This is a genomic window from Burkholderia aenigmatica (genome assembly GCF_048627025.1).
In the GTDB taxonomy this organism is placed as follows: domain Bacteria; phylum Pseudomonadota; class Gammaproteobacteria; order Burkholderiales; family Burkholderiaceae; genus Burkholderia; species Burkholderia aenigmatica.
In genome coordinates, this window is record NZ_CP184468.1 from 62,247 (window position 1) to 88,887 (window position 26,641).

General features: G+C 67.4%; 25 protein-coding genes. 12 read left to right on the plus strand and 13 right to left on the minus strand.

Features of this window, described 5'->3' with window-relative positions:
* Nucleotides 1-108: 108 nt before the first annotated feature.
* Nucleotides 109-600 (minus strand): MarR family winged helix-turn-helix transcriptional regulator, encoded by a 492-nt coding sequence (locus tag ACN8ZM_RS00305; protein ID WP_043184825.1) that lies wholly within the window; start codon nt 598-600, stop codon nt 109-111.
* A 174-nt stretch (nt 601-774) separates the two neighbouring features.
* On the opposite strand from ACN8ZM_RS00305, the gene ACN8ZM_RS00310 reads away from it, so the two are divergent.
* Together ACN8ZM_RS00310 and ACN8ZM_RS00315 are read left to right on the plus strand one after the other, a co-directional pair.
* On the plus strand, nt 775-1,059 hold the full coding sequence (locus ACN8ZM_RS00310) for a multidrug ABC transporter ATPase (protein ID WP_011350474.1): 285 nt from the start codon (nt 775-777) through the stop codon (nt 1,057-1,059).
* Nucleotides 1,060-1,328: 269 nt separating this feature from the next.
* Complete coding sequence (locus ACN8ZM_RS00315; RefSeq protein WP_205823607.1) at nt 1,329-2,900, plus strand: efflux transporter outer membrane subunit; 1,572 nt, start codon at nt 1,329-1,331, stop codon at nt 2,898-2,900.
* 22 nt (nt 2,901-2,922) lie between these two features.
* Here the strand turns inward: ACN8ZM_RS00315 and ACN8ZM_RS00320 are convergent, their stop codons facing one another.
* Genes ACN8ZM_RS00320 through gspG form a run of 8 tightly spaced genes read right to left on the minus strand, consistent with a single transcriptional unit; the run spans nt 2,923 to nt 8,930 of the window.
* Complete coding sequence (locus ACN8ZM_RS00320; RefSeq protein ID WP_089449625.1) at nt 2,923-3,711, minus strand: type II secretion system protein N; 789 nt, start codon at nt 3,709-3,711, stop codon at nt 2,923-2,925.
* Between the two features lie 32 nt (nt 3,712-3,743).
* Nucleotides 3,744-4,250 carry a type II secretion system protein GspM gene (gene gspM / locus ACN8ZM_RS00325; RefSeq protein ID WP_420210376.1) on the minus strand — a complete coding sequence of 169 codons (507 nt, stop codon included), beginning with the start codon at nt 4,248-4,250 and terminating at the stop codon, nt 3,744-3,746.
* Nucleotides 4,247-5,605, minus strand: a complete 1,359-nt coding sequence (gene gspL / locus ACN8ZM_RS00330) for a type II secretion system protein GspL (RefSeq protein WP_420210377.1) — start codon at nt 5,603-5,605, stop codon at nt 4,247-4,249. Before gspL ends, gspM begins: the two co-directional genes overlap by 4 nt.
* Before the next feature lie 26 nt (nt 5,606-5,631).
* On the minus strand, nt 5,632-6,762 hold the full coding sequence (gene gspK, locus ACN8ZM_RS00335) for a type II secretion system minor pseudopilin GspK (protein ID WP_420210378.1): 1,131 nt from the start codon (nt 6,760-6,762) through the stop codon (nt 5,632-5,634).
* A 2-nt stretch (nt 6,763-6,764) separates the two neighbouring features.
* Nucleotides 6,765-7,424 carry a PulJ/GspJ family protein gene (locus ACN8ZM_RS00340; protein WP_420210962.1) on the minus strand — a complete coding sequence of 220 codons (660 nt, stop codon included), beginning with the start codon at nt 7,422-7,424 and terminating at the stop codon, nt 6,765-6,767.
* Nucleotides 7,425-7,431: 7 nt separating this feature from the next.
* Nucleotides 7,432-7,866 (minus strand): type II secretion system minor pseudopilin GspI, encoded by a 435-nt coding sequence (gene gspI / locus ACN8ZM_RS00345; RefSeq protein WP_420210963.1) that lies wholly within the window; start codon nt 7,864-7,866, stop codon nt 7,432-7,434.
* A gap of 2 nt (nt 7,867-7,868) precedes the next feature.
* Nucleotides 7,869-8,438, minus strand: a complete 570-nt coding sequence (locus ACN8ZM_RS00350; RefSeq protein ID WP_043184831.1) for a GspH/FimT family pseudopilin — start codon at nt 8,436-8,438, stop codon at nt 7,869-7,871.
* Nucleotides 8,439-8,477: 39 nt separating this feature from the next.
* Complete coding sequence (gene gspG, locus ACN8ZM_RS00355) at nt 8,478-8,930, minus strand: type II secretion system major pseudopilin GspG (protein ID WP_043184832.1); 453 nt, start codon at nt 8,928-8,930, stop codon at nt 8,478-8,480.
* A gap of 175 nt (nt 8,931-9,105) precedes the next feature.
* Between gspG and ACN8ZM_RS00360 the strand changes: the two genes are divergently transcribed.
* On the plus strand, nt 9,106-9,516 hold the full coding sequence (locus ACN8ZM_RS00360; protein WP_043184833.1) for a type II secretion system protein N: 411 nt from the start codon (nt 9,106-9,108) through the stop codon (nt 9,514-9,516).
* Between the two features lie 35 nt (nt 9,517-9,551).
* On the opposite strand, the gene gspF is transcribed toward ACN8ZM_RS00360, so the two are convergent.
* The 3 genes from gspF to gspD are packed head-to-tail and all read right to left on the minus strand — an operon-like array spanning nt 9,552 to nt 14,597.
* Nucleotides 9,552-10,769 carry a type II secretion system inner membrane protein GspF gene (gene gspF, locus ACN8ZM_RS00365; RefSeq protein WP_043184834.1) on the minus strand — a complete coding sequence of 406 codons (1,218 nt, stop codon included), beginning with the start codon at nt 10,767-10,769 and terminating at the stop codon, nt 9,552-9,554.
* A gap of 4 nt (nt 10,770-10,773) precedes the next feature.
* Entirely contained in the window at nt 10,774-12,264 is a 1,491-nt protein-coding gene (gspE, locus tag ACN8ZM_RS00370; protein ID WP_155291975.1) for a type II secretion system ATPase GspE, read from the minus strand.
* A 5-nt stretch (nt 12,265-12,269) separates the two neighbouring features.
* Complete coding sequence (gene gspD / locus ACN8ZM_RS00375) at nt 12,270-14,597, minus strand: type II secretion system secretin GspD (protein ID WP_420210379.1); 2,328 nt, start codon at nt 14,595-14,597, stop codon at nt 12,270-12,272.
* 367 nt (nt 14,598-14,964) lie between these two features.
* Here gspD and ACN8ZM_RS00380 point away from each other — a divergent pair, with 367 nt between their 5' ends.
* Both ACN8ZM_RS00380 and ACN8ZM_RS00385 read left to right on the plus strand, forming a co-directional pair.
* A complete protein-coding gene (locus ACN8ZM_RS00380; protein ID WP_043184837.1) occupies nt 14,965-15,414 on the plus strand; it encodes a lytic transglycosylase domain-containing protein in 450 nt (149 codons plus the stop codon).
* A gap of 158 nt (nt 15,415-15,572) precedes the next feature.
* Nucleotides 15,573-16,886 carry a GTP-binding protein gene (locus ACN8ZM_RS00385; RefSeq protein ID WP_089449631.1) on the plus strand — a complete coding sequence of 438 codons (1,314 nt, stop codon included), beginning with the start codon at nt 15,573-15,575 and terminating at the stop codon, nt 16,884-16,886.
* A gap of 118 nt (nt 16,887-17,004) precedes the next feature.
* Here the strand turns inward: ACN8ZM_RS00385 and ACN8ZM_RS00390 are convergent, their stop codons facing one another.
* A complete protein-coding gene (locus ACN8ZM_RS00390; protein WP_006401505.1) occupies nt 17,005-17,283 on the minus strand; it encodes an HU family DNA-binding protein in 279 nt (92 codons plus the stop codon).
* Nucleotides 17,284-17,671: 388 nt separating this feature from the next.
* On the opposite strand from ACN8ZM_RS00390, the gene mnmC reads away from it, so the two are divergent.
* The 7 genes from mnmC to ACN8ZM_RS00425 all read left to right on the plus strand — a co-directional run bounded on the left by mnmC (nt 17,672) and on the right by ACN8ZM_RS00425 (nt 26,558).
* Nucleotides 17,672-19,618: a bifunctional tRNA (5-methylaminomethyl-2-thiouridine)(34)-methyltransferase MnmD/FAD-dependent 5-carboxymethylaminomethyl-2-thiouridine(34) oxidoreductase MnmC gene (gene mnmC, locus ACN8ZM_RS00395; RefSeq protein WP_420210380.1), complete on the plus strand. Its 1,947-nt coding sequence runs from the start codon at nt 17,672-17,674 to the stop codon at nt 19,616-19,618.
* Between the two features lie 671 nt (nt 19,619-20,289).
* Entirely contained in the window at nt 20,290-21,504 is a 1,215-nt protein-coding gene (locus tag ACN8ZM_RS00400; RefSeq protein WP_043184840.1) for a cation:proton antiporter, read from the plus strand.
* Between the two features lie 14 nt (nt 21,505-21,518).
* Complete coding sequence (locus ACN8ZM_RS00405) at nt 21,519-22,634, plus strand: YbdK family carboxylate-amine ligase (protein WP_043184841.1); 1,116 nt, start codon at nt 21,519-21,521, stop codon at nt 22,632-22,634.
* Nucleotides 22,635-23,142: 508 nt separating this feature from the next.
* On the plus strand, nt 23,143-23,781 hold the full coding sequence (locus ACN8ZM_RS00410) for a MarR family winged helix-turn-helix transcriptional regulator (protein WP_043184842.1): 639 nt from the start codon (nt 23,143-23,145) through the stop codon (nt 23,779-23,781).
* 28 nt (nt 23,782-23,809) lie between these two features.
* The gene (locus ACN8ZM_RS00415) at nt 23,810-24,520 is read left to right on the plus strand and encodes a glutamine amidotransferase (RefSeq protein WP_043185216.1); all 711 of its coding nucleotides are present in this window, start codon (nt 23,810-23,812) and stop codon (nt 24,518-24,520) included.
* Nucleotides 24,521-24,735: 215 nt separating this feature from the next.
* Nucleotides 24,736-25,848: an NADH:flavin oxidoreductase/NADH oxidase gene (locus ACN8ZM_RS00420; protein WP_420210381.1), complete on the plus strand. Its 1,113-nt coding sequence runs from the start codon at nt 24,736-24,738 to the stop codon at nt 25,846-25,848.
* Between the two features lie 179 nt (nt 25,849-26,027).
* Entirely contained in the window at nt 26,028-26,558 is a 531-nt protein-coding gene (locus ACN8ZM_RS00425) for an SET domain-containing protein (protein WP_089449634.1), read from the plus strand.
* Nucleotides 26,559-26,641 lie beyond the last annotated feature (83 nt).

Here is a 26,641-nt window from a genome sequence, read left to right on the forward strand (position 1 = left end):
GGCCGGGTGGAACGGATCAACGGAAAAGGGGAGCGCGTGCCCTGTCATCTTCTGCCCAGACAGATAAATAAGCGAACGCTTAACCTAGACATGGGGCCTCCGCGCACATCAGCCGTCCGCCTCTTCGTCGGGTGTCGGGCAACCGGTCGAGCCGGGCCCGTTGGCGATGAAGCGTTGCAGCAGGCCGGTGAGCGTCGCGAGCTCGTCAGCCGAGAAACCGTCGAGCTGCGCGTTGAGCGCAGTCGCGATCAGCGACGGCAGCGCCCGGGCGGCGTCGGCGCCGCGTTCGGTCAGCGTCAGCTCGATCATCCGGCGGTCCTGCTCGCTGCGCGAGCGTGCGACCAGCCCCTTGCGTTCGAGCCGGTCGAGCATCCGCGTCATCGAGCCGCTGTCATACGACATCTTGCGGGACAGTTCGAACGGCGTGCGCGCGTAGCCGCGCGACAACAGCAGGATCACGCCGATCTGCTGCGCGGTGAGGTCGAGCGGCTCGAGCGCACGGTCCATCCGCTCGACGAGCGCCTGCTTCGCCTTCGACAGGTAATAGCCGAGGCTGGTTTCCAGCGCGATGTTCTCGGGATCGTAGAGGCCGCCGGTCATGCGATTGCGCGCGCAGCAATAGTGCGTTTCAGATTTAAACGCGCCCAGTATCTTGAAAATTGATTGCTTAGTCAATATTATTTGAGGCAACCAGTTACGACGTGCATGTTGCACTGCCGGAGACTATGTTCTGACCGATGCGCCCGCGCTGCGGGCACCCCGAGGATGTTCGCGATGCTGTTCCTGAAAAATGCCGCCGGCGCGCTGCGCCGCAACCTGACCGATACCGCTCATCATGCGTTTTCCGGGCCGCACCGCGGCTGGAAGATCGCGCTGTACGTGACGATGCTGGTGGTGCCAGGCGGCTCGCTCGCGGCGCTCGGGTTCGCATGGTTCGATCATCGCCGGCAGCGCAACGCGAAAGACGGCGCTCGCCGCACGGGCCAACCGGCCGCGACGGAGCCGTCGACATGGCGGTCCGCCGCCGAACCGCTCCCGCTGCCCGCGCGCTGCCACTGACATCGCGCGTCTCCCGCCTTCCTGACTGCTCCGACTGAGCGCCGGCCGCGCCCCGCACGGCCGGCGTCGCACGCCCGTCTTCCCGCCCGCTGGCCGTAATGGCCGGTAAACCGGCCGCTCGTGCCGGTAACACATTCCTGTCGCCGCGCACCGTACCCTTGGGGCTGCGCAGCTTTCCCGCCGTCAGTTACCATTTGTCCGCCAGCGGCACGACGACCGCATCGCGCGACGCCGCTCGCCGGCCGTCGCGCCCAGACAGGAAAATCACCATGCCGTACGCCACCCTCCCGCGCGCCCTTCGCCCGCTGAGCGCCGCCGTCGCCGTTGCGACGGCCGTGCTGCTCGCCGGCTGCGCCGTCGGGCCCGACTATCACCGGCCCGACACGTCGATCCCCGCCGCGTACAAGGAAGCGCCGGCCGGCTGGAAGGTCGCGCAGCCCGCCGACCGCACCGACCGCGGCGCGTGGTGGTCGGTCTACAACGATCCGCAGCTCGATGCGCTGATCGGCAAGCTCAACGCATCGAACCAGACCATCGCGCAATCGGCCGCCGCGTACCGGCAGGCGCGCGCGCTCGTCACCGAGGCGCGGGCCGCGTATTTCCCGACCGTCGGGCTGACCGCATCGGGTTCGCGCGCCCGCACGCCGCGCACGTCGGTGTCGTCGGGTTCATCGTCGAGTTTCGGCAGCGGTTCGACCGGCTCGATCAACAACAGCTACAGCATCGGCCTCGACGCGAGCTGGGAACCCGACCTGTGGGGCAAGGTGAGCCGTACCGTCAGCGCGCAGCGTGCCGGCGAAGCGGCCGCCGCGGCCGATCTCGCGAATGCGCGGCTGTCGCAGCAGGCGCTGCTCGCGCAGACCTATTTCCAGCTGCGCACGTCCGATGCGCTGCAGAAGCTGCTCGACGACACCGTGAAGTCGTACGAACAGTCGCTGAAACTCACGCAGAACCAGTACGCGCAGGGCGTCGCCGCGCGCGCGGACGTGATCCAGGCGCAGACGCAACTGCAGAGCGCGCAGGCCGCGTCGATCGACAACGGCGTCGCGCGCGCGCAGTACGAGCACGCGATCGCGACGCTGATCGGCGAGCCGGCATCGACCTTCTCGCTGCCGCCGAATCCGCTCACGGCCGAGCCACCGATCACGCCGGTCGACGTGCCGTCCGCGATCCTCGAGCGCCGGCCCGACATCGCCGCGGCCGAGCGCCGTGCGGCCGCCGCGAACGAGCAGATCGGCGTCGCGATCGCCGCGTTCTTCCCGACCCTCACGCTGTCGGCCACCGGCGGCTTCCAGAGCTCGGTGTGGTCGCAGCTGTTCACGCTGCCGGCGCGCTTCTGGACGGTCGGCCCGCAGCTCGCGGCCACGCTGTTCGACGCCGGGCTGCGCGCCGCGCAGACCGACGCCGCGCGCGCGACCTACGACCAGGATGTCGCCGCGTACCGCCTCGCGGTGCTCACCGCGTTCCAGGACGTCGAGGACAACCTCGCGTCGCAGCGCATCCTCGCGCAGGAAATCGACGTGCAGCGGCAGGCGGTCGACAGCGCCGAGCATTCGCTCGCGATCGTCACGAACCAGTACAAGGCCGGCACGGTCGCCTACCTGAACGTGCTGACCGCGCAAACCACCGCGTTCACCGCGCAGCAGAAGCTCGCGACGATCTCCGGGCAGCGGATGACGTCGTCGGTCGGGCTTGTGAAGGCGCTCGGCGGCGGCTGGAACGTAGCGGAGATGGCGCGCGAGAACGGCGACATGGCGGCACCGGCACCCGTGCCGGCGTCCGGTGCGGCCGCGCCCGCGGCCACCGCACCGTCGGTTGCCGCGCCGCTCGCGCAGAAGTAGGAAGGGAAGGGCGACGCGCGCGTCAGCGCTGCGCGTCGCCGAAGATCAGCGATACCTCGTTGTTCCCGATCGGGTGGCCGAGCAGGTTCAGCAGCCCCGCGAGGTTCGCCTGCTGTTCGGGCGACGAATGCGCGGTGCCGCGAAACGATCCCTGGCCCGGGCCGAAGTTGCCGTGGCCGTCGAGGAACAGCGGGCCGTGCGTCGTCGACAGGTCGAGGTCGGCGCCGGCCCCCTTCGCCTGCAGCACCGCGCGGTACGAACCGAGCGGCTTCACGCGCGAGACGCGCGAACTCATCGAGTCGATCGTCACCGTCAGCTGGCCGAACGCGTTGTTGCCGATCAGGCGCCAGTCGCTCCAGCCGAGCCGCACGTCGCCCTGCAGGTCGAGCGTGTTGAACGGCGTGCCGAGCCCCGCGAGCAGCGACGCGGGCACGGCCATCGTGCCCGCCGACAGCACCGCGCCGCGCCACGTCGCATCGAGCGTGACCGCATCGGGCATCGCCTCGGTCTGCCGCATGCGCATCTGCACGCGCCCGGTCAGCAGCGGCCAGAAACCCGTGGTCCATTCGACCCGGCCCGGCAGCAGCGTCGCCGCGCTCTGGTCGGCGCCCGGCGCGAGCATCAGCGTGCCGGAGCCGTGCCACAGCGACCCGTCGGGATCGACGAGATTCACGTGCCCGCCGGTCGCGCGTGCGAACTGCGGTGCGATCCACGCGGCCGGTGCGAGCGCGACGAGCGTCACCGCCGTCGCCAAGCCACCCGCCAGTACCCACGGCAATGCGGTGGCGAACCGCTTGATCCCCGGCCTCATCGGCCGACCGCCACTTGCGTCATCCAACTGCGTCATTTCTGCGTAGACGGTTGCATCACGGCCGTCAGGTCGACCTGGCCGTCGTCCTTCAGCGCGGTCGCATGCGCCTCGCCGACCTGCACCTTGAACTGCCGGCGCGCATCGTCGAGCCACTGCGTCCACGCCGGGAACGACACGTTCTTCATCTGGACCTGCACGCCGTTGCCGACGATCTGCACCTGCGCGCCCTGCAGCCCGTGATCGGACAGCGACGCGGTCAGCGCGTCCTTCAGCGCGAGGCCGGTCGGTGCCACGCCCTGCGCGGCAGCCGTCAGCGACTTCGCCTCGTTCGCCTGCGCGGTCATCTGCGCGAGCTCGCGGCGCATCGTCGGCAGCTCGCGCTGGATCCGCGCGCGGCCTTCCTGCGCGGGCGACCACAGCACCGAATATGCGATCGCGACCGCCAGCACGGTGCCGCCCCAGCCGAGCAGCATCTTCTCGCGCTGGGAGCGCTCGCCCCAGAACTGGGCCAGCGTCTGGGTCAGTTGTTCCGTTTTCATGAGCGGCTCCGGATCGTCCATTTGCCCGTGTTGCTGTCGACTTCGCCGGACAGTCCGTTACGCGCGAGGCGCTGCGTGAAATCGGGATCGACCTTGACCTCCGGCTTGAAGCCGACGTCGAGCTTCCGGTCGTGATAGTCGAGCGACGCGATGCCGTTCAGCGGCAGCGCGCCCATCGAACGCGACAGCCCGCTCGATAGCGCAAGGAAATCGTTCGGCGACAGCTCGCCGGCCGCCAGGCGCAACTGGTCGAGCTGGCGCTGCATCTGCGCGGGCGGATCGAGCACCGTCGTCGTCTTCGGGAACGCGGACAGCAGCGTCTCGGTGATCTGTGCGGACAGCGCATCGCGCTCGCGCGACAGCTTCCACCAGTGCAGGTTCATCCCGATCACCGCCACGCCGAGGGTCGCCGCGACGAGCGCGAGCGGCACGCGCAGGCGCTTCACCGTCGCGCGGTCGAAGCGCCACGGCTGCGATTCGAATTCGAACTGGCACAGGTCGAGCTTCTCGGTCAGCGCGCGCCGCGCGAACGCATCGAACGACAGCGGCGCGGCGCCCGGCAGCAGCGGGCCGTCGGCGCGGCCGACCGACGCGAGCCGCGGCTCCGCGCCCGGTTCGCCGAGTTCGTAAAGTTCGACGTCGCCGCCGCCCGCCAGTGCGGCCAGCGTGCCGGCCGCACGCGACGCGGGCGCCGCGAAGCCTTCGCCGAGCGCGCCACGCGCGACCGCGAGTTCGAGACGCGGCGCACCGGCCGCAACCGGCTGCGCGCCCGCCTCGACCAGCACCGGTTCGACCGATGCCGCGAGGCCGAGCACCGCGGCCACCGTCGCCGGGCGGGCCGGCGGCGCCTCGACGGCGTCGGCGGCAACCGCGGCGGCATCGACTTCGCTGTCGGCGGGTGCGGCGGACGCGTGCGGCGCCGGCAGGCAGCGGGTCGCGGGCACGGCGCTCAGGTGCCGGTGGCCGGCCGCCGTGAACGCTTCGCAGATCGTGCGGAACCATGCGCGATCGACGACGGCCAGCACGCGGCGCCCGTCGGGCAGCGCGTCCGGATCGAGCGCGATATGGCAGCCGAGCGGATCCTGGATCAGTTGATCCTCGACGATGTTGGGCAGCGCCTGGCGCAGCTTCGGTCCCTTCAGCGGCGGCACGGTCGCGGCCAGCAGCAGCACGTCGCGCGCGGCGACGATCAGCACCGTCGCATTCGCGCGCGGCAGCAGCGCGAGCGCGGCACGGCCGGCGCGCTGCACATGGCCGGCCTTGTCGACGAGCGTGAACGGCAGCTCGGGCCACTGCCATTCCTGCAACGGCACGGCAGGCTCGCGCGGCGGCAAAGAAACAATCAACGTGCTCACAAGAGCTCCTCTCCCGATTGGCGTCGTTATAGCTGGTCGCGGATGCGCACGACCCGTGTCGAATGCGTGGTCGGATCACGATACACGAGCGAGGTGCGATCGACCTCCGCGCGATCGTGCTGGATCCGGCCATGCACGATGAAATAGCTCGAATTGACGTCGACGACGCTCGCGTCGAGCGTCACGTTCGGTGCACCGGCGCCGCGCAGCGCGAGCTGCACGTCGGCGACGTTGCGGAAAAACACGGTCTCGCGGCGCGACACGAGCGCCTGCGCGGACGACACGCTCATCCCCGGCATCAGCGCCGCGATCACCTCGGCCGGCGCGGTATTCATGTTCACAGGCGTCGTGGTCGGCAGCACGGTGACGAACGGGCGCAGCCGCGCGACCATCTCGGGCGTCACGCCGTCGACGTCGAGCAGGCTGTCGACACCCGTCATCATCAGCGGCGCCGGCCCGCGATCGCCGCCCGTCATGCCGGGATCGTCGGTGAAGCCGCCACCGCCTTGCTGATCGGTCGTCACCGGCGCGGTGACCGGCGGCGCCGTGCCGCCCCCCGGCAGCGTCGGCATCTGGAAACGCGTCGCCGAATTCAGCAGGCTCGCGCGTACCTGCAGCGCGATGCGCTTCGCGAACGCGCCGTCGTAGCCGAGCGTCGTCAGCAGGCGCTGGAACGCCTGGACCTGCGTGACGTTCAACTGCAGCACGCCGGGCGCCGGCGACGCCACCAGGTTGCGCAGGTTGAACTTCGCCTGCGCGTCCTCGATCGAGCCGGAGATATAGGTGTCTTCGCCGCCGGTGTCGTTGGGCGCGCCGATCCGGCCGAGGAAATCCGACAGCTTGGTCTTCGCGATCGGTACGCCCCAGATGCCGCCGAGATACGTGATGCCGGGCGCCGTGTCGCCTTCGGAGCGCAGGATCATCCGCGTCCAGTCGAGCGCGCCGCGTGCGACCCACTGCGCCTGCGCGAGCATGCGCTGATTCTCGATGCGGCGGATCTGCACCTGCTGGCGCCACAGCATCCCGGAGACCAGGATCGCCGACAGCGCGACGACCAGCAGCGCGGTAATGATCGCCGCGCCGCGCTGGCGGCCGCGTGCCGGTGCGCGACCGGCCGCACGGGCGGCAAGCAATGAGCGATGAGGGCGCGCGCGCATCGTCATTCCCCGACGAGGAAGATGCGCGTGACCGGCACGCGCAGCGACGTCGCGCCGATGCTGACCTGCAGCCCCGTCACCGCGCGCGTCGGCGGCGCGTTGCCGATCTGCGGCACCTTGAGCGCATCGTTGTTCTGCGCGAGCGCGTCGTTGGCCGTCTGCAGGTTGGTGGTCCAGCCCACGCGCGGCACGTACAGCTTCGCGTCGATCGCGCCGACACCGCCCATCAGCGCGACCCAGCTCCAGCCTTCGACGCTGCTGTCCTTCAGCACGCTGCGCAACCGGTTCGCGTCGTCGATCGGCGGCGACGCATAACGCACGACGCGCCCGCCGGCGATCCGGTAGCGGACCACCTGCAGCCGCGGCGCGGCGCCCGGCACCTCGAGTTCGCGGACGATCTGCAGCGTATTGCCGGCGACGCCGATCGCCGGCTGGCCGGCCTCGTCGTCGGTCGCGGCGAGCCGCGCGTCGATGCGCATCTGGTCGAACATCTGCGCGAACACGCGCTCGTCTTCCATCGCGGCCGCGACCTTGTCGCGCCCGCGCATGATCTGGTCGAGCCCGCGCCACGCGAGGATCGCGACCACCGCGAGGATCGCGATCGCGATCATCAGCTCGATCAGCGTGAAGCCGCGGGCAGGGCGGGCGAGCGGGCGGCGCATCGGCGCGTCAGAGCGGACGGCTGGTTTCATTCGCGACCACCGTCACCATCTGCGCGAGCACGCCGGTGCGCCCCGGCATGCTCACCGAAATCCGGACGCGCCGGAACACCGGGTTGGGCGTAGTGCTCACGCGCTGCGTGCAGACGAGCTGCACGTTGCCTTGCGAGCAGTCGAAACTCTGTTCGCCGATCTCCGGCCACGCATGCGTGAGGCGCATCTGCGCGAGCGCGTTGTCGGCGCTCCAGCCGGCAAGCAGCCGGCGATGCAGGTCGGAGGCATTGGTCGCCATCGTGCCGACCGCGCGGATCGACGCGGCGAGCGCGACCGCGATGATCGCGAGCGCGACCAGCACCTCGATCATCGTGAAACCGCGGCTCGAAGGAAGCCCCTTCGAGGCATGGCGGCGCGACGAAGCAACGGGGAAGGGCAGGCGACGACGCATCGTCATTGCACCTCGTAGCGGCCGTTGCCGGTGCCGACGATCGTCGCGCTGCCGGCGGCCGAATGCAGCGTCACGCGTACCGGCGTGTCGATGCTCTCGGTGCCGAACACGACACGATTCGCATGCGTGTCGGACCCCGGATAGTCGATGTCGGCGCCCGTGACGCCACCGTCCCAGTCGCGCGGGCGCAGCAGGTCGTCACGCAGCGTGCGCCAGCCGTCGGGCGAGCTCACGTCGAACCGGAAGCCGTGCGCGGTCGGCTGCCACGCGATCGGCCGGGCACGCACCTGCGCTTCGTCGCCGGCGGTCTCGAACAGCAGCGCGATGCGCTGCGCTTCCTCGCGCAGATCGGTGCGCGGATTGCGCGTGAGCGACAGCGACGCGAGCGACACGAGCAGCCCCGCGATCACGAGCACGACCAGCATTTCGAGCAGCGTGAAGCCGCGTGCGCGATGACGCCGCGCACCGTGCCACGCCTGCCCGCCGTCGGCATGCGCCGGCACGGACGCAGCCGCGCCGCGACGCGCACGGCAATCGCGGCCGCAGCGGGAGGTCGTGCGAATGGCGAGCATGAAGAACGGGAACGAAGCGTCGGGCCGGTCAGTGAAGCCTTATTGCCACGAACCGATGTCGGAATCGTTGCCTTCGCCGCCTTCCTTGCCGTCGGCGCCGTAGCTGAACACGTCGATCTCGCCGTGCACGCCCGGGTTCAGGTACTTGTAGCCGTTGCCCCACGGATCGTTCGGCAGGCGCTCGAGATAGCCGCCGTCCTTCCAGTTGTTCGGGATCGGATCGGTGGTCGGCTTCTGGATCAGCGCGTTCAGGCCCTGCTCCTGGGTCGGGTAGCGGCCGTTGTCGAGACGGTACAGCTTGAGCCCCTGCATGATCGTGCCGATGTCCTGCTTGGCGGCGATGCGGCGCGCTTCGTCCGGGCGGCTCATGATCTTCGGCACGATCAGTGCCGCCAGGATCCCGAGGATCGCGACCACCACCATGATCTCGATCAGCGTGAAACCGCGCTGACGACGCACGGCCGCGTTGCGGCGAGTGATCCACGTTTGCATGACTGACTACCTCTTTCCAAAAAATGTCGTTGGTTGAGTGACGCACCCGGCGCACCGGCCGATTGCCTGACGGCAAGCTTCCGAACCCACGGGCGCGGAGCACGCATTGTAAGGCGCGCATTGCCGAGGGCTTTCACCCAACGCAAATTTCATATACATCCGTACAATAGCGCGCATGAACGCGCTCTCGATCCGGATCCTTTCCCTCGCCCTCTTCGCGGGTTTGTGCGCGACGGCCACCTACTGGGTCGTCACGCTGTCGGCTCGCGAAGCGCCGCTGCCCGCCGCCGCCGCGCGGCTGCCGATCCGCACCGAGGACGCCGCGGCGCTCTTCGGCGGTCAGCTCGACAAGAATCCCGTGCAGGACATCCACCTGTTCGGCATCCTCGCGCTCGACCACGGTGGCGCCGCGATCGTCGGCGTCGGCGGCGAACCGCCGCGTGCCGTGTCGCTCGGCGCGGACGTCACGTCCGGCGCGAAGCTCGCCGAAGTCCGCCCCCGCTCGATCATCGTCGAGCGCAACGGCGCCCGCACCGAGGTCCAGCTTCCCGCCAACACGCCGTCCCCGGCGATCTACATGCGCTGAAGCCGAAGGTGACGGCCTGACCCACGGTCAGCCCGTCACTGCACCATGTTGTTCAGCTCGATGATCGGCAGCATCACGGCCAGCACGATCACGAGCACGATGCCGCCCATCGCCAGGATCAGCAGCGGCTCCAGCAGGCTCGTCAGGAACATCGTGCGACGCTCGAGTTCGCGCGCTTCGCCTTCGGCCGCGCGATCCAGCATCGTCGTCACGTCGCCCGTCGCTTCACCGGAACGGATCAGGTGCACGAGCACCGGCGGAAACGTCTTCACGTTGTTCAGTGCGCGCGACAGCGCGGAGCCTTCGCGCACGCGCACGATCGCGTCGTCGATGTTCGCGCGCATCGCGCGGTTCGACAGTGTCTCGCCGGCCGCCTGCAGCGCGCGCAGGATCGGCACGCCCGCCGCGGTGAGGATGCCGAGCGTGCTCGCGAAGCGCACCGTGTTGTAGCCGCGCACGAGCTTGCCCGCGAGCGGCGCGGTCAGCACCCAGCGGTCGAAGCGCAGCCGGGGTCCGTCGCGCGACAGCGTCGCCTTCACGAACCACGCGACGAGCGCGACCGCGATCAGGATCGCCCACCACCAGTGCCGCACGAAATCCGACAGCGCCATCATCACGATCGTCAGCATGGGCAGTTGCTGTTTCGTGCTCGCGAACACGTTGACGACCTGCGGCACGACGTAGCTCAGCAGGAACGTGACGATGCCGAATGCGATCAGCGTGACGATGCCCGGGTACGTGAACGCCAGCAGGATCTTCTGCTTCAGCGCGTTGCTCTGCTCGATGTAGTCGGCGAGGCGCGACAGCACGATGCCGAGCTTGCCGGTGTGCTCGCCCGCCGCGACGAGCGCGCGGTAGATTTCCGGGAAATCTCGCGGATGCTGACCCAGCGCATTCGCGAGCGAATGACCGCCGAGCACCTCGGCGCGAATCGCGGCCATCAGTTCGCGGATGTAGTCGCGCTCGGCCTGCTCGGTCAGCACGCCGAGCGCCTCGTCGAGCGGCAGCCCCGCGATCAGCAGGCTCGCGAGCTGGCGCGTGAGGATCGCCTGTTCGCGCTGCGACAGCTTGCGGCCGAACGCGAGCCGCTGCGACCGCGCCCCGCGCGTCGCGCTGGCGGCCGGTTCGACGACGAGCGGCGTCAGCCCCTGCGTGCGCAGCTGGCCGCGCGCGGCACGCGCGCTGTCGGCATCGATGACGCCTTTCTGCGCGCGTCCCGCCGAATCGATTGCTTCGAAACGGAATGCCGGCATCGCGCTATGCGCCTCCCGTCACGCGCAGCACTTCCTCGAGCGACGTCGCGCCCGACGCGAGCCAGCGCTCGGCGTCGTCGCGCAGCGTGCGCATCCCTTCCGCACGGCCGGCGGCGAGAATCTCGGCATCGGCCGCATTGCGGTGGATCAGCGAGCGGATCGACTCGTCGACCAGCAGCAGTTCGTATACGCCACGCCGGCCCGAATAACCCGAATGCCCGCACTTGTCGCAGCCGACCGGATGCCACACGGTGCGGCCTTCTTCCTGGCGTTCTTCCTTGCAGACGGGGCAGAGCTGCCGCACGAGCCGCTGCGCGAGCACGCCGAGCAGCGACGAGGCGAGCAGGTAGGGCTCGACGCCCATGTCGGTCAGACGCGTGACGGCCGATGCCGCATCGTTGGTGTGCAGCGTCGCGAGCACGAGGTGGCCCGTCAGCGATGCCTGCACCGCGATCTGCGCGGTTTCGAGGTCGCGGATTTCGCCGATCATGATCACGTCCGGATCCTGGCGCAGGATCGAGCGCAGCGCGCGGGCAAAAGTCATCCCGATCCGCTCGTTCACCTGCGTCTGGCCGATGCCGCCGAGATCGTATTCGATCGGATCCTCGACGGTCATGATGTTGGTCGTCGCGGTTTCGAGCCGCGACATCGACGCATACAGCGTGGTCGTCTTGCCCGAACCCGTCGGGCCCGTGACGAGCACGATGCCGTGCGGGCGCGCGATCAGCTTGTCGAACTGGCCGAGCGTGTCGCGACCCATCCCGAGCGCTTCGAGGTTCAGCCGCGCCGCATCCTTTTCGAGCAGACGCAGCACCGCACGCTCGCCGTGCCCGGTCGGCAGCGTCGACACGCGCACGTCGACCGGCCGGCCGCCGACGCGCAGCGTGATGCGGCCGTCCTGCGGCAGGCGCTTCTCCGCGATGTCGAGCTGCGCCATGATCTTGATCCGCGAGATCAGCGCACCGTGCAGCGCCTTCTTCGGCCGCACGACGTCACGCAGCGTGCCGTCGACGCGAAAGCGCACGACCGATGCGTTCTCGAACGGCTCGATGTGAATGTCCGATGCCTGTTCGCGCGCCGCTTGCGTGAGCAGCGCGTTGATCATCCGGATGATCGGCGCGTCGTCTTCCGATTCGAGCAGATCCTCGACTTCGGGGATGTCCTGCATCAGCCGCGACAGATCGACTTCGCCTTCGACCTCGCCGACCACCTGCGCGGCACTGCCGTCCTGGCGCGCATACGCGTGGTTGATCGCCTGCGCGAGCTCGTCGGCCGGCACGCGATGCACGGAAATCGAGCCGAAGTTGCGCGCGATCTCCGCGAGCGCGGCGTCGCTCGTGCGCTCGCTGATCCACACCTCGAGCGTGTCGTCGAGCTGGTGCGCGATCAGCACCTGGCCGCTCTTCGCGAAGCCGTATGGCAGCAGGCGCGCGGCGAGCGGCGACGGCGGCTGCCGTTCGCCCGGCGCGCCGTCATGGGCGGAGGACGCGAGCATGTCGCTCACTGCGATGCTCCCGGCGTGGCCGTCAGCGGCTGTTGCGGCACCGCCTGCTGCGGCACGCTCTGCGGCTGCGCGGGCGTCGCCTCCGGCAACGGCTGGGCCGGCACCGGCGCCACCTGGCGCTGCATCTGCTGGCGGCGCATCTTGTCGAGATCGAACAGGTTGCCCGCCGGCGTGCCACCCTGGCTCGGACCCAGCGGCATCGGCGGGACGACCGGATCGTCCTTGTCGCGCATCACGTTGTTGTCCGACTTGTACGCGCCCGTCACGCCCTGAATGTAGTCGTAGCGGTTAGCCGTGACTTGCTGCGCGACATTGCGATCGTTGATGATCACCGGGCGCAGGAACACCATCAGGTTGGTCTTCTGGCGGTTCTTGTTCTCCGAGCGGAACAGCTGGCCGATCCACGGGATGTCGCCCAGCAGCGGCACCTTGCTGTTCGACACGGCGTAGTTGTCCTGCATCAGGCCGCCGAGCACGATGATTTCGCCGTTGTCCGCGAGGATCGTCGACTGGATCGAGCGCTTGGTGAAGGTCGGGCCGTTGACTGCGGTCGCAGTGGAGGTCACGACCGCCGAATCCTCGGTGTAGAGCTGCAGTTTCAGAATGCCGCCGTCGGTGATCTGCGGCTTCACGTGCAGCGTGAGACCGACGTCGCGGCGATCGTAGGTATTGAATGCGTTGTTCGTATTGCCGCTCGTCAGGTTCGAATACGAACCCGTCGGAATCGGCACGTTCTGGCCGACGACGATTTTCGCCTCTTCGTTGTCGAGCGTGATGAGGTTCGGCGTCGACAGCACGTTCGCGTCACTCACGCCCGCGAAGTAATTGAGCAGCGCGCCGAGGCCCTGCACGCCGAACATGTTGTGCAGCCAACCGACGTTGAGGCCCGGCAGGAGCGTCTGCCCCAACGCGCCGAGACCCGTCGCACCGCCGGCTGCAACCGCGCCGGACACCCCGAGGATGTTGCCGGTGGGCGTACCGGGGGAATTGAAGTTCGTGCCGCCGAGAAACTGGCCCTGCGCGATCTGCCACTGAATGCCGAGGTTGCCGGACGTGTTCGAGTTCAGTTCGACGATCAGCGCTTCGATATAGACCTGCGCGCGCCGCGCGTCGAGCTGGTCGATCACCGAGCGCAGGTTCCGGTAGACCGGATCGGATGCCGTGATGATCAGCGAGTTGGTCGCCGCATCGGCCTGGATCATTCCGCCCGGCTGGTTGTCGTCGCCCTTGTCCTTGTCACCGCCAAGCAGGCCGCCGGTGCCGAGGCCGCCGCCCGACGCACCGCTGCCGTACGACGATGACGACGACGAGCCGCCGAGGCCGCCCGACGGCAGCGGCGGGGTGCCGGACGTGCCGGTCGAGAAGTTGCCGCTCGACGACGAGCCGCCATTCTGGTTGAAGCTGTTCGCATCGTTGGACGACGCCGACGAACCGCTGTCGCTGCCGCTCCCCTTGCCGAGCATCCCGCGCAGCGTCTTCGCGAGCTTCACCGCATCGGCGTTGCGCAGCGGCACGACGTGCATGTTGCCCGGCACGCCGCTCGGCGCGTCGAGCTGCTGCACGAGCCGCTTGGCGGCCGCGAGGCGCGACGCGCTCGAGGCGCGCAGCATCAGCGAGTTGGTGCGCGGGTCGGCCGTGACCGACACCTTCAGCGTGGCGTCGCTGTTGCCGATCGCGCCCGGGTCGAGCATTTTCTGCAGCTGCGCGGCGAGGTCGATCGCGTTCGCGTTGCGCAGCGGAATGACCTGCACCTGCGCACCCGCGGCGCTGTCGACGCCCGCGATGATCTGCGCGATGCGCCGCACGTTGTCCGCGTAGTCGGTCACGACGATCGTGTTGTTCGCCGGGTAGGCGGTGACCGTGTTGTTCGGCGAGATCAGCGGCCGCAGCACGGGCAGCAGGTTGTTCGCCGATTCGTTGTGCAGCTCGAACACCTGCGTGATCACCTGGTCACCGCGCGCCTGCGGCGCATTGCCGACGTAGGTCGGCACGCCCTGCAGCTTCGCGTCGGCCTCCGGCACGACCTTCAGCACGCCGTGATCCTGCACGAGCGCGAAGCCCTGCATGCGCAGCGCCGACTGCAGCGTCTTCAGCGCCTGGTCTTCCGGCACTGGCCGTTCGGCCACGAGGTTGAGCTGCCCCTTCACACGAGGGTCGACGATGATGGTCTTGCCGGTGGCGGCGCCGATCGCCTTGGCGACCTGGTCGATATCCGCGTTCACGAAGTTGAGCGTGACCTGAGCGTAGGCGGCCTGCGAGACGATGAGGCCGGCGACGATCAAGGTCGTGGCGACACGCCGCATAACGAAGCGATTTCTTGTCATGGATGAATGGGTCGATGCCGGCTCAGGCCACTTCCGGCGGTAGTGCTGGGATCCAAGTCCGAAAGAGGCGACATTAGCAGTTTTTCATGTCCGAAATATCACATTGATCCGAGGACTGTCTCACATACGACATGTATCCGGCGATCCGTATGCAATATGTAAGATTCGAGGCTGTTCTCGGCATGCCGACCATCGTCCCCGTTTCACGATGAACCGACACGCAAATGCGGTATAACCGGGCTGCCGTATTCCTGTATGTCGCAAGCTGACGGACTGTCGGTATGATACGGGCGGCACGTTTCTCGTCGCACGAATAACAGGCACGGGTTTTCCCGACCCGCACGTAATTTCTTGTCGATTCCGCACCATGAACAGACGGTTCGTTTCGATCGCGTTGATCGCCGCCGGCGCGTGTTTCGCCAGCGCGAACGCTCGCGCGGACTGTTTCGACGAAGCGGCCAGATATCAGCAGGTCAATCCGCTGATCCTGCGCGCGATCGCGTGGCAGGAGTCGCGCAACCGGCCCAACGCGCTGAACAAGAACACGAACGGTTCGGTCGACTACGGCCTGATGCAGATCAATTCGATCCACCTGCCGACGCTGTCGCGCTACGGAATCGGCCGCGACACGCTGATGGAACCGTGCAAGAACGTCTACATCGCCGCGTGGCATCTCAAGCAGAAGATGAACCGCTACGGCAACACGTGGCAGGCCGTCGGCGCCTATCATTCTGAAACACCGTCGCTGCGCGACAAATATGCGCGGCAGATCGCCGGCATCCTCGCGCAATGGAAGCTGCTGCCGCCCGTGCAGTGACACCGCGCCGCGCCGTGGTCCGACGCCGTACCGGCCGGCCGGCGCGCGTTTGATGCACAATGCGGGCTCACGCCGCCATTTCGCCCGTTCGCGGGCCGATCGTGCCCCGGAAGGGCGCCGCGGCCGCTTTTTCAATTTTTCCGTTGGTGCATATCGCTATGAATCCGGCAATGAACCAGCCGTTGCCCGTCACCGTGCTGTCCGGCTTCCTCGGCGCCGGCAAGACCACGCTGCTCAACCACGTCCTGTCGAACCGCGCGGGCCTGAAAGTCGCCGTGATCGTCAACGATCTCGCGGCGGTCAACATCGACGCCTCGCTCGTGCGCGACGCGCAGGCGCTGTCGCACGTCGAGGAACGCCTCGTCGAGATGTCGAACGGCTGCATCTGCTGCACGCTGCGCGACGACCTGCTCGTCGAGATCCGCACGCTCGCGTCCGAAGGCCGCTTCGACGCGATCATGATCGAATCGACCGGTATCGCGGAGCCGATGCCGATCGCCGAAACCTTCACGTTCGTCGACGACGACGGCACGTCGCTGTCGGCCGTCGCACGGCTCGACACGCTCGTCACCGTGGTCGACGCGTACAACTTCCTGCGCGACTACGGCTCGGATGACGCGCTCGCGACGCGCGGCATCGCCGCGTCGGAAGAGGACGATCGCACGCTCGTCGAGCTGCTGATCGAACAGATCGAGTTCTGCGACGTGCTGGTGATCAACAAGGCCGACCTCGTCGACGCCGACGCGCTCGCACACCTGCAGCACATCTTCGCGCGACTCAATCCGCGCGCACACCAGGTCGTGTCGACGTTCGGCAACGTGCCGCTCGACGAAGTGCTGAACACGGGCCGCTTCGATTTCGACGAGGCCGCGAATGCGCCGGGCTGGCTTGCGTCGCTCGATGACGATCGCACGCATTGCGACGACCCGGACTGCCATGACGAACATCATGCGCACGTGCACGGCGAAGCCGACGAATTCGGGATCGGCAATTTTGTTTACCGTGCGCGCCGGCCGTTTCATCCGGCACGACTCTGGGCGCTGCTGCACCAGGAGTGGCCGGGCGTGCTGCGCAGCAAGGGCTTCTTCTGGCTCGCGACGCGCAACGACATCGCGGGTTCGCTGTCGCAGGCGGGCGGCGTATGCCGGCATGGCCCGGCGGGTCTCTGGTGGGCTGCGCAGGATCGCGCGGAATGGCCGGACGACGACGAGCTGCTCGCTGAAATCCGCGCCGAATGGCACGGCGATCTCGACGATCGCACGGTGGGTGATCGCCGGCAGGAACTCGTGATGATCGGCATCGCGCTCGACGCGGATGCATGGCGCGCGAAGCTCGACGCATGCCTGCTGACCGACGCGGAATTCGCGCTCGGCGCGGCGGGATGGCACGCGTTCGACGATCCGTTCCCGGTGTGGGATATCGATTCGCACGATGACGACGATCACGGCAACACGCAGATCGTGCACGCGTAACGCGTCGTAAAAACAACCGTTAAATCTTGCAAGAGGGTCGCGGACTGTGGCAAAAATGCCGCGCGCACCCAACAAAAAACCCGCCGAAAGGCGGGTTTTTCTTGGAACAGGCGCTGGATTAACGCTTGTTGACGGCGTCCTTGAACGCCTTGCCAGCCGTGAACTTGACCGTCTTGGCTGCCGGGATCTTGATGGTTTCGCCGGTCTTCGGGTTGCGGCCCGTACGTGCTGCGCGCTTGCCCGAACCGAAGCTGCCGAAGCCGATCAGCTGAACCGCATCACCCTTCGACACGGCCTTCTTGATAACTTCGAGCAGCGTGTCCAGCGTTTCGCCGGTTTGAGCCTTGCTGGCGCCCGTTTGGGCGGCGACGGCGTCGATCAGTTCCTGTTTGTTCATTAAGGTTCCTTTATCAGGTTAGGTTGACACGAACAGCGCGAACGCGCCGATTATACGTGCGCGAACCGTGCCGTCGAGAGTCAGACTCCGACGACACAGCGCCGAATCCTGGCCCGCGCGACGCGCCCTCCGGTTAGCCGGTGGCCACCCCGCGGTACGGCGTTGCTATGATAGCGCAGCGCAAACCCAATAACGACAAGGGTTTCAAAGATTTTCATCGGTATTTCGCCGAATGAATCATCGACTGCCCGTTTTTTGACCAGCGCCACCCGGACAGGATACGCAGCGCGGTCCGCCCGTGCGCCGCCCCGTTGGCATTTCCCAACGACCGGTCGGACGGCTCCGCGCAATCCCTTGCCAGGCTTGGCTGCCACGTTTTTTGTTTCGCATGACCGACCGACTTGTTCCCGCCACGCTCGCGCTTCGCGACGACGGCACGCTCGTCTCGCCCGAGTTCGGCGATCTCCATCGCGGCGCGTCAGCCGCGCTTGCGCATCGCGCGTTCGTCGCGGGCAACGCGCTGCCGGCGCGCTGGCAGGGCCGCCGCACGTTCACGATCGTCGCAACGGGATTCGGCGCGGGCGGCAGCTTCCTCGCGGCCTGGGCCGCGTGGCGCGACGATCCCGCGCGCTGCGAGCGGCTGCATTTTGTCGCAGTCGAACCGCATCCGTTCTCGCGCGACGACCTGCGCCGCGCCGCTTCGCACATCGTTGCGAACACAACTATCTCGGCAGATGTCGATGCGCTCGCCGACGCGTGGCCGATGCTCGTGCCGGGCCTGCATCGGCTCGAATTCGACGAAGGGCGCGTGGTGCTCACGCTCGCGTTCGGCGACGCGATCGACATGCTGGGGAAGATCGTCGCGCGCGCCGACGCGTTCTGTCTCGACGGCTTCGCGTCATCGAGCGACGCGGATCTCCGTTCGACCGACGTGGTTCGCGCGCTTTCGAAAATCGCCGGCGAACACGCCACGTTTGCAGCGCATGCGAATTCCGACGCGTTGAAACACGCACTCGGCAAAGCGGGTTTCACGTATCGCGAGGTCGACGATGTGCTCGTCGGCGAATATGCGCCGCGCTGGCGCGCGCGCCGGCACGAACCGCCGCTCGCACTGCCCGTTGCGACGCGCCGCGCGATCGTGATCGGTGCGGGCCTGGCCGGTTGCGCAGTCGTCGAACGCCTGGCCGCGCGCGGCTGGGATGTCACGCTGATCGAGCGGCACGACCGAATCGCGAGCGAAGCATCGGGCAATCCGGCCGGCGTTTTTCATCCGCTGATGACACGCGACGACAACGTCGCGAGCCGCCTCACGCGCGGCGGCTTCCTGCACGCGATCGCACGCTGGCGCGCACTCGAACGTGCGGGCCACACATTCGCGCGCAGCACGCACGGGATGATCCATCTCGCCGAATCGGCCGACGACTTCGCACGGATGCGCGATGCATTCGATACGTTCGGCGCACCCTCCGACTATGTCTCGCTGCTCGACGTCAATGCCGCGCGCGCGCATCTGAACCTGCCGGTCGCGCAGGGCGGCCTGCTGTTTCCGCACGGCGGCGCCGTCTGGCCGGCCGGCCTTTGCGCGGCTCAATACGCGGCGGCCGGCGAGCGCGTGCGCTTGCTCGCCTCCACCGGCGTTGCGCGGCTTGAACGGCGGGGCGACGCATGGCATGCACTGGACGAGGCGGGTGGCACGCTGGCCGAAGCGCCCGTCGTCGTGCTCGCGAACGCCGGCGACGCCGCGCGTCTCGCCGGGCTGCAGCATGTCGCGCTGCAACCGGTGCGCGGCCAGCTCACGTTGCTGCCACCCGGCAGCACGGCACCGCTGCCGTGCCCGACGATCGGCGACGGTTACGCGGTGCCGCTCGACGACGGCACGCTGCTGATCGGCGCGACGTTCGAACCCGACGACGTCGATCCTGCGATGCGCGCAGCCGGCCACCTCGAAAACCTCGAGCGCGTCCGGCATCTGCTGCCGGGCCTGATCGGCGACCTGCCGGATCCCGACACGTTGCGCGGCCGCGTGGCGTTCCGCTGGGTCGTCGGCGACCGTCTGCCGCTGCTCGGCCCGCTCGCCGACGAAGCGGGCGCCGTCGCCAACGCGCGCGCACTGAGCGGTGCGCAGGCACGCGACCTGCCGCGCCTGCCCGGACTCTATGGCGCATTCGGCTTCGGCTCGCGCGGGCTCGTCTGGGCCGCACTCGGCGCCGAGCTGATCGCCTCGCAACTCGAAGGCGAACCGTGGCCGCTCGAACGCGAACTCGCCGATGCCGTCGATCCCGCACGCTTCCTGATCCGCGCGTTGCGCGCGCGCCGCGTCGGCCAGGCCGACTGACTGCTCACTCGAGCCGCTCACAGTTTCCCGACTTTTTCGCGCAAGGTTATCCACTCGACACTGTGGATAACCGCGCGGAATCCGCGCGCACTTCGTGTGCAATCACAGTGGACGTAAACTGGGCAACTCGGCACAGCTGTGAAACGGCCCGAAAGTTGCTCAACTCAAACCTCTGTGCACAAACAGTCTGTGCAACGGGTTATGGGCTCCCCAACGCGTTGATCTGTCGACGTAAACTGAAGTTATCCACAGAACTGTGCGTCCTTTGTTAACTTCTACTACGTATATATACAAGTAAACCTTTGAAACCAAAGACCTGCGGTGCCGCACAGCGCCGCGAGTCGAATCAATGGGTTCCAGACCGAAAAAGCTGTGGCACAATCGGTTTCCTTCGCGTTCATCCGGCCAGGCGCCGGACATGCTTCAATGGAACGGTCGGCACGATTTCGAATCTGAATCTTCGAGACTGCGCAGTCCGTTCACACACCAGGCCGACAATCCAGATCGGCAACCTGAACGACTTTCCGCCCTGTGGCGGAAAAGGCGGATCCCATGTCCCGCCGTCGTCGACACAACAATCACATTCGGGGCGATACCCAGCCGGCGCGCATCCATTTCTGACGCTTGACCCCGCGTCGCTGGCGGTCGCTTCCAAAGGAGAAGTCACCACGATGAAGTCGGCGTTCTCATTCCTGCCCAACTGGCCGCTCACGCCGGATGCCGTGTTCTGGGCCGGGCTCGCGCTGTTCGCGGCCGGCCTGTGTGGCGAGCTTTGCTATCGCGCATGGCGTCTGCCTCGCATCACCGGTTACGCGGTGATCGGTCTCATCGCCGGTTCGTTCGGATTCGGCGTGATCGATGCAAGCACCGACGAAACCTCGCGGCTCTTGATCGACGTCGCGCTCGGGTTGCTGCTGTTCGAGCTCGGCAGCCGCCTCGACCTGCGCTGGATCCGGCGCAATCCGTGGCTCGTCGCGTCGAGCCTCGCCGAAGCCACGCTGACGTTCGTGCTGGTGCTGTTCGCGATGCTCGCGCTCGGGGTGTCGGGAATGGTCGCGCTCGTGCTGTCGGCGATCGCGATCGCGACGTCGCCGTCGATGGTGATCCAGCTGAAGACCGAACTGCGCGCGGAAGGGCAGGTGTCGCAACGCCTCATCACGCTCACCGCGCTCAACAGCGTCTATGCGATCGTGCTGACCAAGCTCGTGACGAGCTGGCTCCATCAGGAAGCGTACGGCAACGTTTTCGCGACGATCCTGCAGCCGCTCTACCTGATCGCCGGTTCGTTCATCGTCGCGTATCTCGTCGCGCGTTCGTGCAACTACCTGTTCCGCCACATGAACGCGACGATGCGCGACGAGCATTCGTTCGTCGCCTTGTTCGGGCTCGTGATGCTCGCGATCGCCGTCGCCCAGGCGCTGAAGCTGTCGACGCTGCTCACGCTGCTGCTCGCCGGCATCATCGTGAAGAACCTCGAGGCGCGCCCGCAACTGTGGCCCGAGCATTTCGGCACGGCCGGCTGGCTGCTGACGGTGATCCTGTTCGTGCTCACGCTCACGTCGTTCACGTGGGGCGACATCGCGCTCGGCGGGTTGCTCGCGATCGTGCTGATCGTCACGCGGCTCGTCGCGAAGCTGGCCGGCGTCGTCGCGTTCGCGAAGCCGAGCGGCATCGGGATGAAGCAGGGCATTGCGCTCGGCATCGCGCTCACGCCGATGTCCGCGCTGTCGTACCTGCTCGTCGACGACACCTACCAGCTCTATCCGAATTTCGACCCGCACCTGCGCGCGATCGTGATGTGCACGATCGTGATCCTGCAGCTCGTCAGCCCGTTCATCGTCTACCGCTGCCTGTCGGCGGTCGGTGAGCGCAGCGACAGCAACTGATTCCGGAACCTGCCATGGCACTCGAAACCTTCGTCAATTCCGAGCCGTTCACGTTCGGCGTCGAACTGGAGATCCAGGTCGTCAACACGCACAACTACGACCTGACCAAAGCGGCCTCCGACCTGATGCGCCTGATCCAGGGCGAGACCTTTCCGGGCAACATCACGCCGGAAATCACCGAGAGCATGATCGAGCTGTCGACCGGCATCTGCCATTCGCACGAGCAGGCCGTCACCGAGCTGCATGCGATCCGCGACGTGCTCGTGAAGGCGGCCGACCAGCTCAACGTCGGGCTGGCCGGCGGCGGCACGCATGCGTTCCAGCAATGGAGCGACCGGCAGATCTACGATGCGCCGCGCTTCCAGTACATCTCCGAGCTGTACGGCTATCTCGCCAAGCAGTTCACCGTGTTCGGCCAGCACGTGCACATCGGCTGCCCCGATCCCGACAGCGCGCTGTTCCTGCTGCACTCGATGTCGCGCTTCATTCCGCACTTCATCGCGCTGTCGGCATCGTCGCCGTTCGTGCAGAACGTCGACACCGGCTTCCATTCGGCACGCCTGAATTCGGTGTTCGCGTTCCCGCTGTCGGGCCGCGCGCCGTTCGTGCTGACCTGGGACAGCTTCGAGGAGTACTTCACGAAGATGGTGAATACGGGCGTCGTCAACTCGATGAAGGACTTCTACTGGGACATCCGCCCGAAGCCCGGCTACGGGACGATCGAGGTGCGCGTGATGGACACGCCGCTGTCGGTCGACCGTGCGGCGGCGATCGCCTGCTACATCCAGACGCTCGCGCGCTACCTCCTGACCGACCGGCCGCTGAAGCTGTCGGAGGACGACTACCTCGTCTACACGTTCAACCGTTTCGAGGCGTGCCGCTTCGGGCTCGAGGGCACCTGCGTGAATCCTCAGACAGGTGAGCGCCGCACGATCGCGGAAGACATCCTCGACACGCTCGACCGGATCGCGCCGCATGCGGCCGCGCTCGGTTCGCGCGCGGCGCTCGACGAGATCGGCGCGCAGGCCAAGGCGCGCGTGAACGATGCATCGTGGTTGAGAACCGTTTTCAAACAGGAAAAATCGCTCAATGAGACGGTCCGCCAGCAGTGCTTACGTTGGCGCGAGTGAAAAAATGTTTTGCAGATTACGGGCTCGACCGAGTGGCGATTCACTGAACGACGGGCGGCCTCGATTGAGGCCGAAATCGTTGCCGGTTGTCCTGAAAATCTGTGGATAACTTGATATTCCGCTGCAAAGTCAACGATCTGTGCGCGGGATAACCCGGTGGATCATTGCGGTCGGCCCGATGGCCGATCCGAACAGGAAAATGTCCGTTCGCACCGTTCCGCGGGCGTTCGGCATTGCAGGCACAACGAAAAATTTCGGTTATCCAGCGATTTTCCACAGAATGAAGGGGATAACTTAGCTGTGCGATTTTCCGCTCTCGCTTAGAATGTCGGCTTTGCGGACACCGGAACGACGCGTGTCTTACCGGTCGCCGCGAACGCGACCGCCGCGTGTGCCCTCGCGACGGCCGTGCTGACGCACTCGCAAGAGCGTGTCTGTTTTGAGATAGACATTCGATCTCCACACTACGGCCGCTCGGCAAACCGGGCGGCGGCAAAGCGAAAAGACTATGAGCGAAGGCGTTTACGGGAATCAGGCTTCGGGACGTGTGACCCACAGCCTGCTGCGGTTGAGTACGGCCATGCGGAGCCAGGCATGGGATTGGGCGGAAGGCGCTGGCCTGACGCCGACGCAGGGCGAGATTCTCGTGCTGCTGCTGCAGCGCAAGGGCCCGATGCGGCTCGGCGAGATCGCGCGCGAGACGCAGCTGACCGCTGCGACCACGAGCGATGCCGTCAGCACGCTCGAGACCAAGGGTCTCGTCGAGAAGCGCCGTGCGCTGGACGACGGCCGCGCGCTGGCCGTGCGCCTGTCGGCCCGTGGCCGCACGGCCGCGAAGAAGGCGCTGCAATGGCCTGAATTCCTGACGAAAGCCGTCGGCAAGCTCGGCGCGGACGAGCAGGGCGCACTGTATCGCGCGCTGCTGAAGACGCTGCGCGAACTGCAGGTGGCCGGTGCGACGCCGCCGCAGCGCATGTGCGTGACGTGCGCCCACTTCCAGCCGGGCAAGCTGTCGAAGAAGACCGTGCATCACTGCGCGGCGCTCGACATCTCGATGTCCGACAGCGATCTGCGTCTCGACTGCTCGGTGCAGGAAGAAGCCGACGCGGCGACGCAGAAGAAGACCTGGAAGATTTTCGCAGGCTGACGTCCGTCGATCGACCGGGAGGCCGATGATGAACGCTGAAGTCGTGGCGATCCGCCACGTGCATTTCGAGGATCTCGGGAGCTTCGAGCAGGTGCTCGGCGAACGGGGCCGGCGGGTGCGCTACGTTGACGTCGGGTCGTCGCGGGTCGAGGTGCTCGACGTGCTCGAGCCATCGCTCCTCGTCGTGCTCGGCGGGCCGCTCAGCGTGTACGACGATGCGCAGTATCCGACGATCGCGCCGCTCGCGGCGCTCGTGCGCAAGCGCATCGACGCGGGCCTGCCGATCCTCGGCATCTGCCTCGGCGCGCAGTTCATCGCCCGGGCGCTCGGTGCGCGCGTCTATCCGGCCGCGCAGCACGAACTCGGCTGGGCGCCGTTGACGCTCACCGACGCCGGCCGCGCATCGCCGTTGCGCCATCTCGACGCTGCGGCGACGTCGATGCTGCACTGGCATGGCGACACGTTCGACCTGCCGGGCGGTGCGATGCATCTCGCGTCGACACCGGCCTGCCGTCACCAGGCATTCGCATGGGGCCAGCATGTGCTGGCGCTGCAATGCCATCCGGAAATCCGCACCGACCGCTTCGAACCGTGGCTGATCGCGAACGCCGGCGAAATCGCGGCGACGCCCGGCATCGACGCGCGCCAGTTGCGCGCCGATACCGCGCAGCACGGCCCCGCGCTCGAGGCGGCCGCGCGACGCATGTTCGCGGAGTGGCTCGACAGCGTCGGACTCTGACGCTGCCAGTCGCGGCGCCGTTCGCCGCGAAGGGGTTGCCCGGCCCGCATCCGTTGCAGGCCGGCGCATCGTCGTTTGCGCCGCGTTTGCCGCGTCGCCGGCCACTCGCCGCGGCCCGTTCCTGACCGTCCGCTTACTGCCGGGTGCGCCGTCAGCACGCTTCCGGCCTGCGTGCTACGCTCGTTCGCTCTTTCCTTTCCTGGCGAGCGGCCTCCATGACTGCGCTGTTTTCCCCGTTCACGCTGCGCGGCGTGACCCTTCCGAACCGGATCGTGATCTCCCCGATGTGCCAGTATTCGGCCGAGCGCGGAGAAGCGACCGACTGGCACATGATTCACCTCGGCCATCTCGCGCTGTCGGGCGCGGGGCTGCTCTGCATCGAGGCGACCGCGGTGGAACCCGACGGGCGCATCACGCATGGCGACCTCGGCCTCTGGGACGACGTGACCGAAGCCGCGCTGAAGCCCGTGCTGGCCGCGATCCGCAAGCATTCGCCGGTCCGCGTCGCGATGCAGTTGTCGCATGCGGGGCGCAAGGCGTCGAGCAACGTGCCGTGGCAGGGTGGTCAGCTCGTGTCCGTCGCCGACGGCGGCTGGTTGCCGCATGCGCCGTCGGCCGTGCCGCACAAGGATGGCGAGACGCCGCCGCTCGCACTCGATGCCGCCGGCCTGAACCGGATCCGCGAAGCGTTCGCGGCGTCGGCGAAGCGGGCCGCGCGGCTCGGCATCGACGCAATCGAGGTGCACGCGGCACATGGCTACCTGCTGCACCAGTTCCTGTCGCCGCTCGCGAACCAGCGCATCGACGAATACGGCGGCTCGCTCGAAAACCGGATGCGCTTTCCGCTCGAGATCTTCGAGATCGTGCGCGCGGCGTTTCCGGAGGACCGGCCGGTCGGCGTGCGCGTGTCCGCGACCGACTGGGTCGAAGGCGGCTGGGAGCTCGACGATACGATTGCATTCGCGCACGAACTGAAGCGTCGCGGCTGCGACTGGATCGACGTGTCGTCCGGCGGCGTGTCGCCGCTGCAGAAGATTCCGCTGTCGCCCGGCTACCAGGTGCCGTTCGCGCAGGCGGTGAAGCGCGCGGTCGGCATGCCGACGTTTGCCGTCGGCCTGATCAACGAGCCCGCGCATGCGAACCGGCTCATCGAGGCCGGCGATGCCGATTTCATCGCGATGGCGCGCGCGATGCTGTACGACCCGCGCTGGCCGTGGCACGCGGCGGCCGAACTCGGCGCGCAGGTGACGGCGCCGCCGCAATACTGGCGCTCGCAGCCGCGCGAGCACAAGGCGTTGTTCGGCGACATCGCATTCGGCCAGCGTTGAGCGCCGGGCGCGCAATATTGCGCGTGATGTTGAACGAAGCAATCGCGAACGTGTAGGATGCGGGTGATTCGCCGCATGCCCGACGCGGCACCGACCGGTGCCGCGTTTTCGTTTTGCGCGACGCCAGGCTGCGACCGCGGCCGCCTTCCATTCAAGTCGTCTTCACAAGGATTCGTTCGATGAGTTCACGCAGGATCGCGGTGCGCCGCTCGGGAGTACACGGCAAGGGCGTGTTCGCCGTGGCGCCGATCAAGGCCGGCGAGCGCGTAGTGGAATACAAGGGCGAGCGAATTTCGTGGAAGGAAGCGCTGCGCCGTCACCCGCACGACCCGAGCGAACCGAACCATACGTTCTACTTCGCACTCGATGAGGGCGGGGTGATCGACGGCAAGATCGACGGCAACAGCGCGCGCTGGATCAACCATTCGTGCGCGCCGAACTGCGAAGCCGAGGAAGTCAAAGGCCGCGTGTACATCCACGCGCTGCGCGACATCGGGGCGGAAGAGGAGCTGTTCTACGACTACGGCCTCGTGATCGATGCGAAGCTGACGAAGACGCTCAAGCGCGAATACGCGTGCCATTGCGGCGCGGCATCGTGCCGCGGCACGCTGCTCGCGACGTCCGACGATGGCGGGAAGAAGAAAAAGAAGAAGGACAAGAAGGACGGCAAGTCCGAGTCCCGATCGAAGGACAAGAAAAGCAGGAAGTGATGCAGGCGGCGGCGCATCGTGCGCTGCCGCTGCCGTTTAAGCGGCCGGCTGCGGCGTTGCGCAGCCGTGTTCTCCGCGTTCCT

Bases quoted from the DNA above. Each gene is read 5' to 3' on its own strand.
- ACN8ZM_RS00315 (WP_205823607.1), top strand. From the start codon at position 1,329: ATGCCGTACGCCACCCTCCCGCGCGCCCTTCGCCCGCTGAGCGCCGCC.
- ACN8ZM_RS00320 (WP_089449625.1), bottom strand. From the start codon at position 3,711: ATGAGGCCGGGGATCAAGCGGTTCGCCACCGCATTGCCGTGGGTACTG.
- gspK (WP_420210378.1), bottom strand. From the start codon at position 6,762: ATGCGCGCGCGCCCTCATCGCTCATTGCTTGCCGCCCGTGCGGCCGGT.
- gspF (WP_043184834.1), bottom strand. From the start codon at position 10,769: ATGCCGGCATTCCGTTTCGAAGCAATCGATTCGGCGGGACGCGCGCAG.
- gspM (WP_420210376.1), bottom strand. From the start codon at position 4,250: ATGAAAACGGAACAACTGACCCAGACGCTGGCCCAGTTCTGGGGCGAG.
- mnmC (WP_420210380.1), top strand. From the start codon at position 17,672: ATGACCGACCGACTTGTTCCCGCCACGCTCGCGCTTCGCGACGACGGC.
- ACN8ZM_RS00390 (WP_006401505.1), bottom strand. From the start codon at position 17,283: ATGAACAAACAGGAACTGATCGACGCCGTCGCCGCCCAAACGGGCGCC.
- ACN8ZM_RS00305 (WP_043184825.1), bottom strand. From the start codon at position 600: ATGACCGGCGGCCTCTACGATCCCGAGAACATCGCGCTGGAAACCAGC.
- gspG (WP_043184832.1), bottom strand. From the start codon at position 8,930: ATGCAAACGTGGATCACTCGCCGCAACGCGGCCGTGCGTCGTCAGCGC.
- gspE (WP_155291975.1), bottom strand. From the start codon at position 12,264: ATGCTCGCGTCCTCCGCCCATGACGGCGCGCCGGGCGAACGGCAGCCG.
- ACN8ZM_RS00400 (WP_043184840.1), top strand. From the start codon at position 20,290: ATGAAGTCGGCGTTCTCATTCCTGCCCAACTGGCCGCTCACGCCGGAT.
- ACN8ZM_RS00425 (WP_089449634.1), top strand. From the start codon at position 26,028: ATGAGTTCACGCAGGATCGCGGTGCGCCGCTCGGGAGTACACGGCAAG.
- ACN8ZM_RS00420 (WP_420210381.1), top strand. From the start codon at position 24,736: ATGACTGCGCTGTTTTCCCCGTTCACGCTGCGCGGCGTGACCCTTCCG.
- ACN8ZM_RS00340 (WP_420210962.1), bottom strand. From the start codon at position 7,424: ATGCGCCGCCCGCTCGCCCGCCCTGCCCGCGGCTTCACGCTGATCGAG.
- ACN8ZM_RS00415 (WP_043185216.1), top strand. From the start codon at position 23,810: ATGAACGCTGAAGTCGTGGCGATCCGCCACGTGCATTTCGAGGATCTC.
- ACN8ZM_RS00360 (WP_043184833.1), top strand. From the start codon at position 9,106: ATGAACGCGCTCTCGATCCGGATCCTTTCCCTCGCCCTCTTCGCGGGT.
- ACN8ZM_RS00380 (WP_043184837.1), top strand. From the start codon at position 14,965: ATGAACAGACGGTTCGTTTCGATCGCGTTGATCGCCGCCGGCGCGTGT.
- ACN8ZM_RS00385 (WP_089449631.1), top strand. From the start codon at position 15,573: ATGAATCCGGCAATGAACCAGCCGTTGCCCGTCACCGTGCTGTCCGGC.
- ACN8ZM_RS00310 (WP_011350474.1), top strand. From the start codon at position 775: ATGCTGTTCCTGAAAAATGCCGCCGGCGCGCTGCGCCGCAACCTGACC.
- ACN8ZM_RS00350 (WP_043184831.1), bottom strand. From the start codon at position 8,438: ATGCTCGCCATTCGCACGACCTCCCGCTGCGGCCGCGATTGCCGTGCG.
- ACN8ZM_RS00410 (WP_043184842.1), top strand. From the start codon at position 23,143: ATGAGCGAAGGCGTTTACGGGAATCAGGCTTCGGGACGTGTGACCCAC.
- ACN8ZM_RS00405 (WP_043184841.1), top strand. From the start codon at position 21,519: ATGGCACTCGAAACCTTCGTCAATTCCGAGCCGTTCACGTTCGGCGTC.
- gspI (WP_420210963.1), bottom strand. From the start codon at position 7,866: ATGCGTCGTCGCCTGCCCTTCCCCGTTGCTTCGTCGCGCCGCCATGCC.
- gspD (WP_420210379.1), bottom strand. From the start codon at position 14,597: ATGACAAGAAATCGCTTCGTTATGCGGCGTGTCGCCACGACCTTGATC.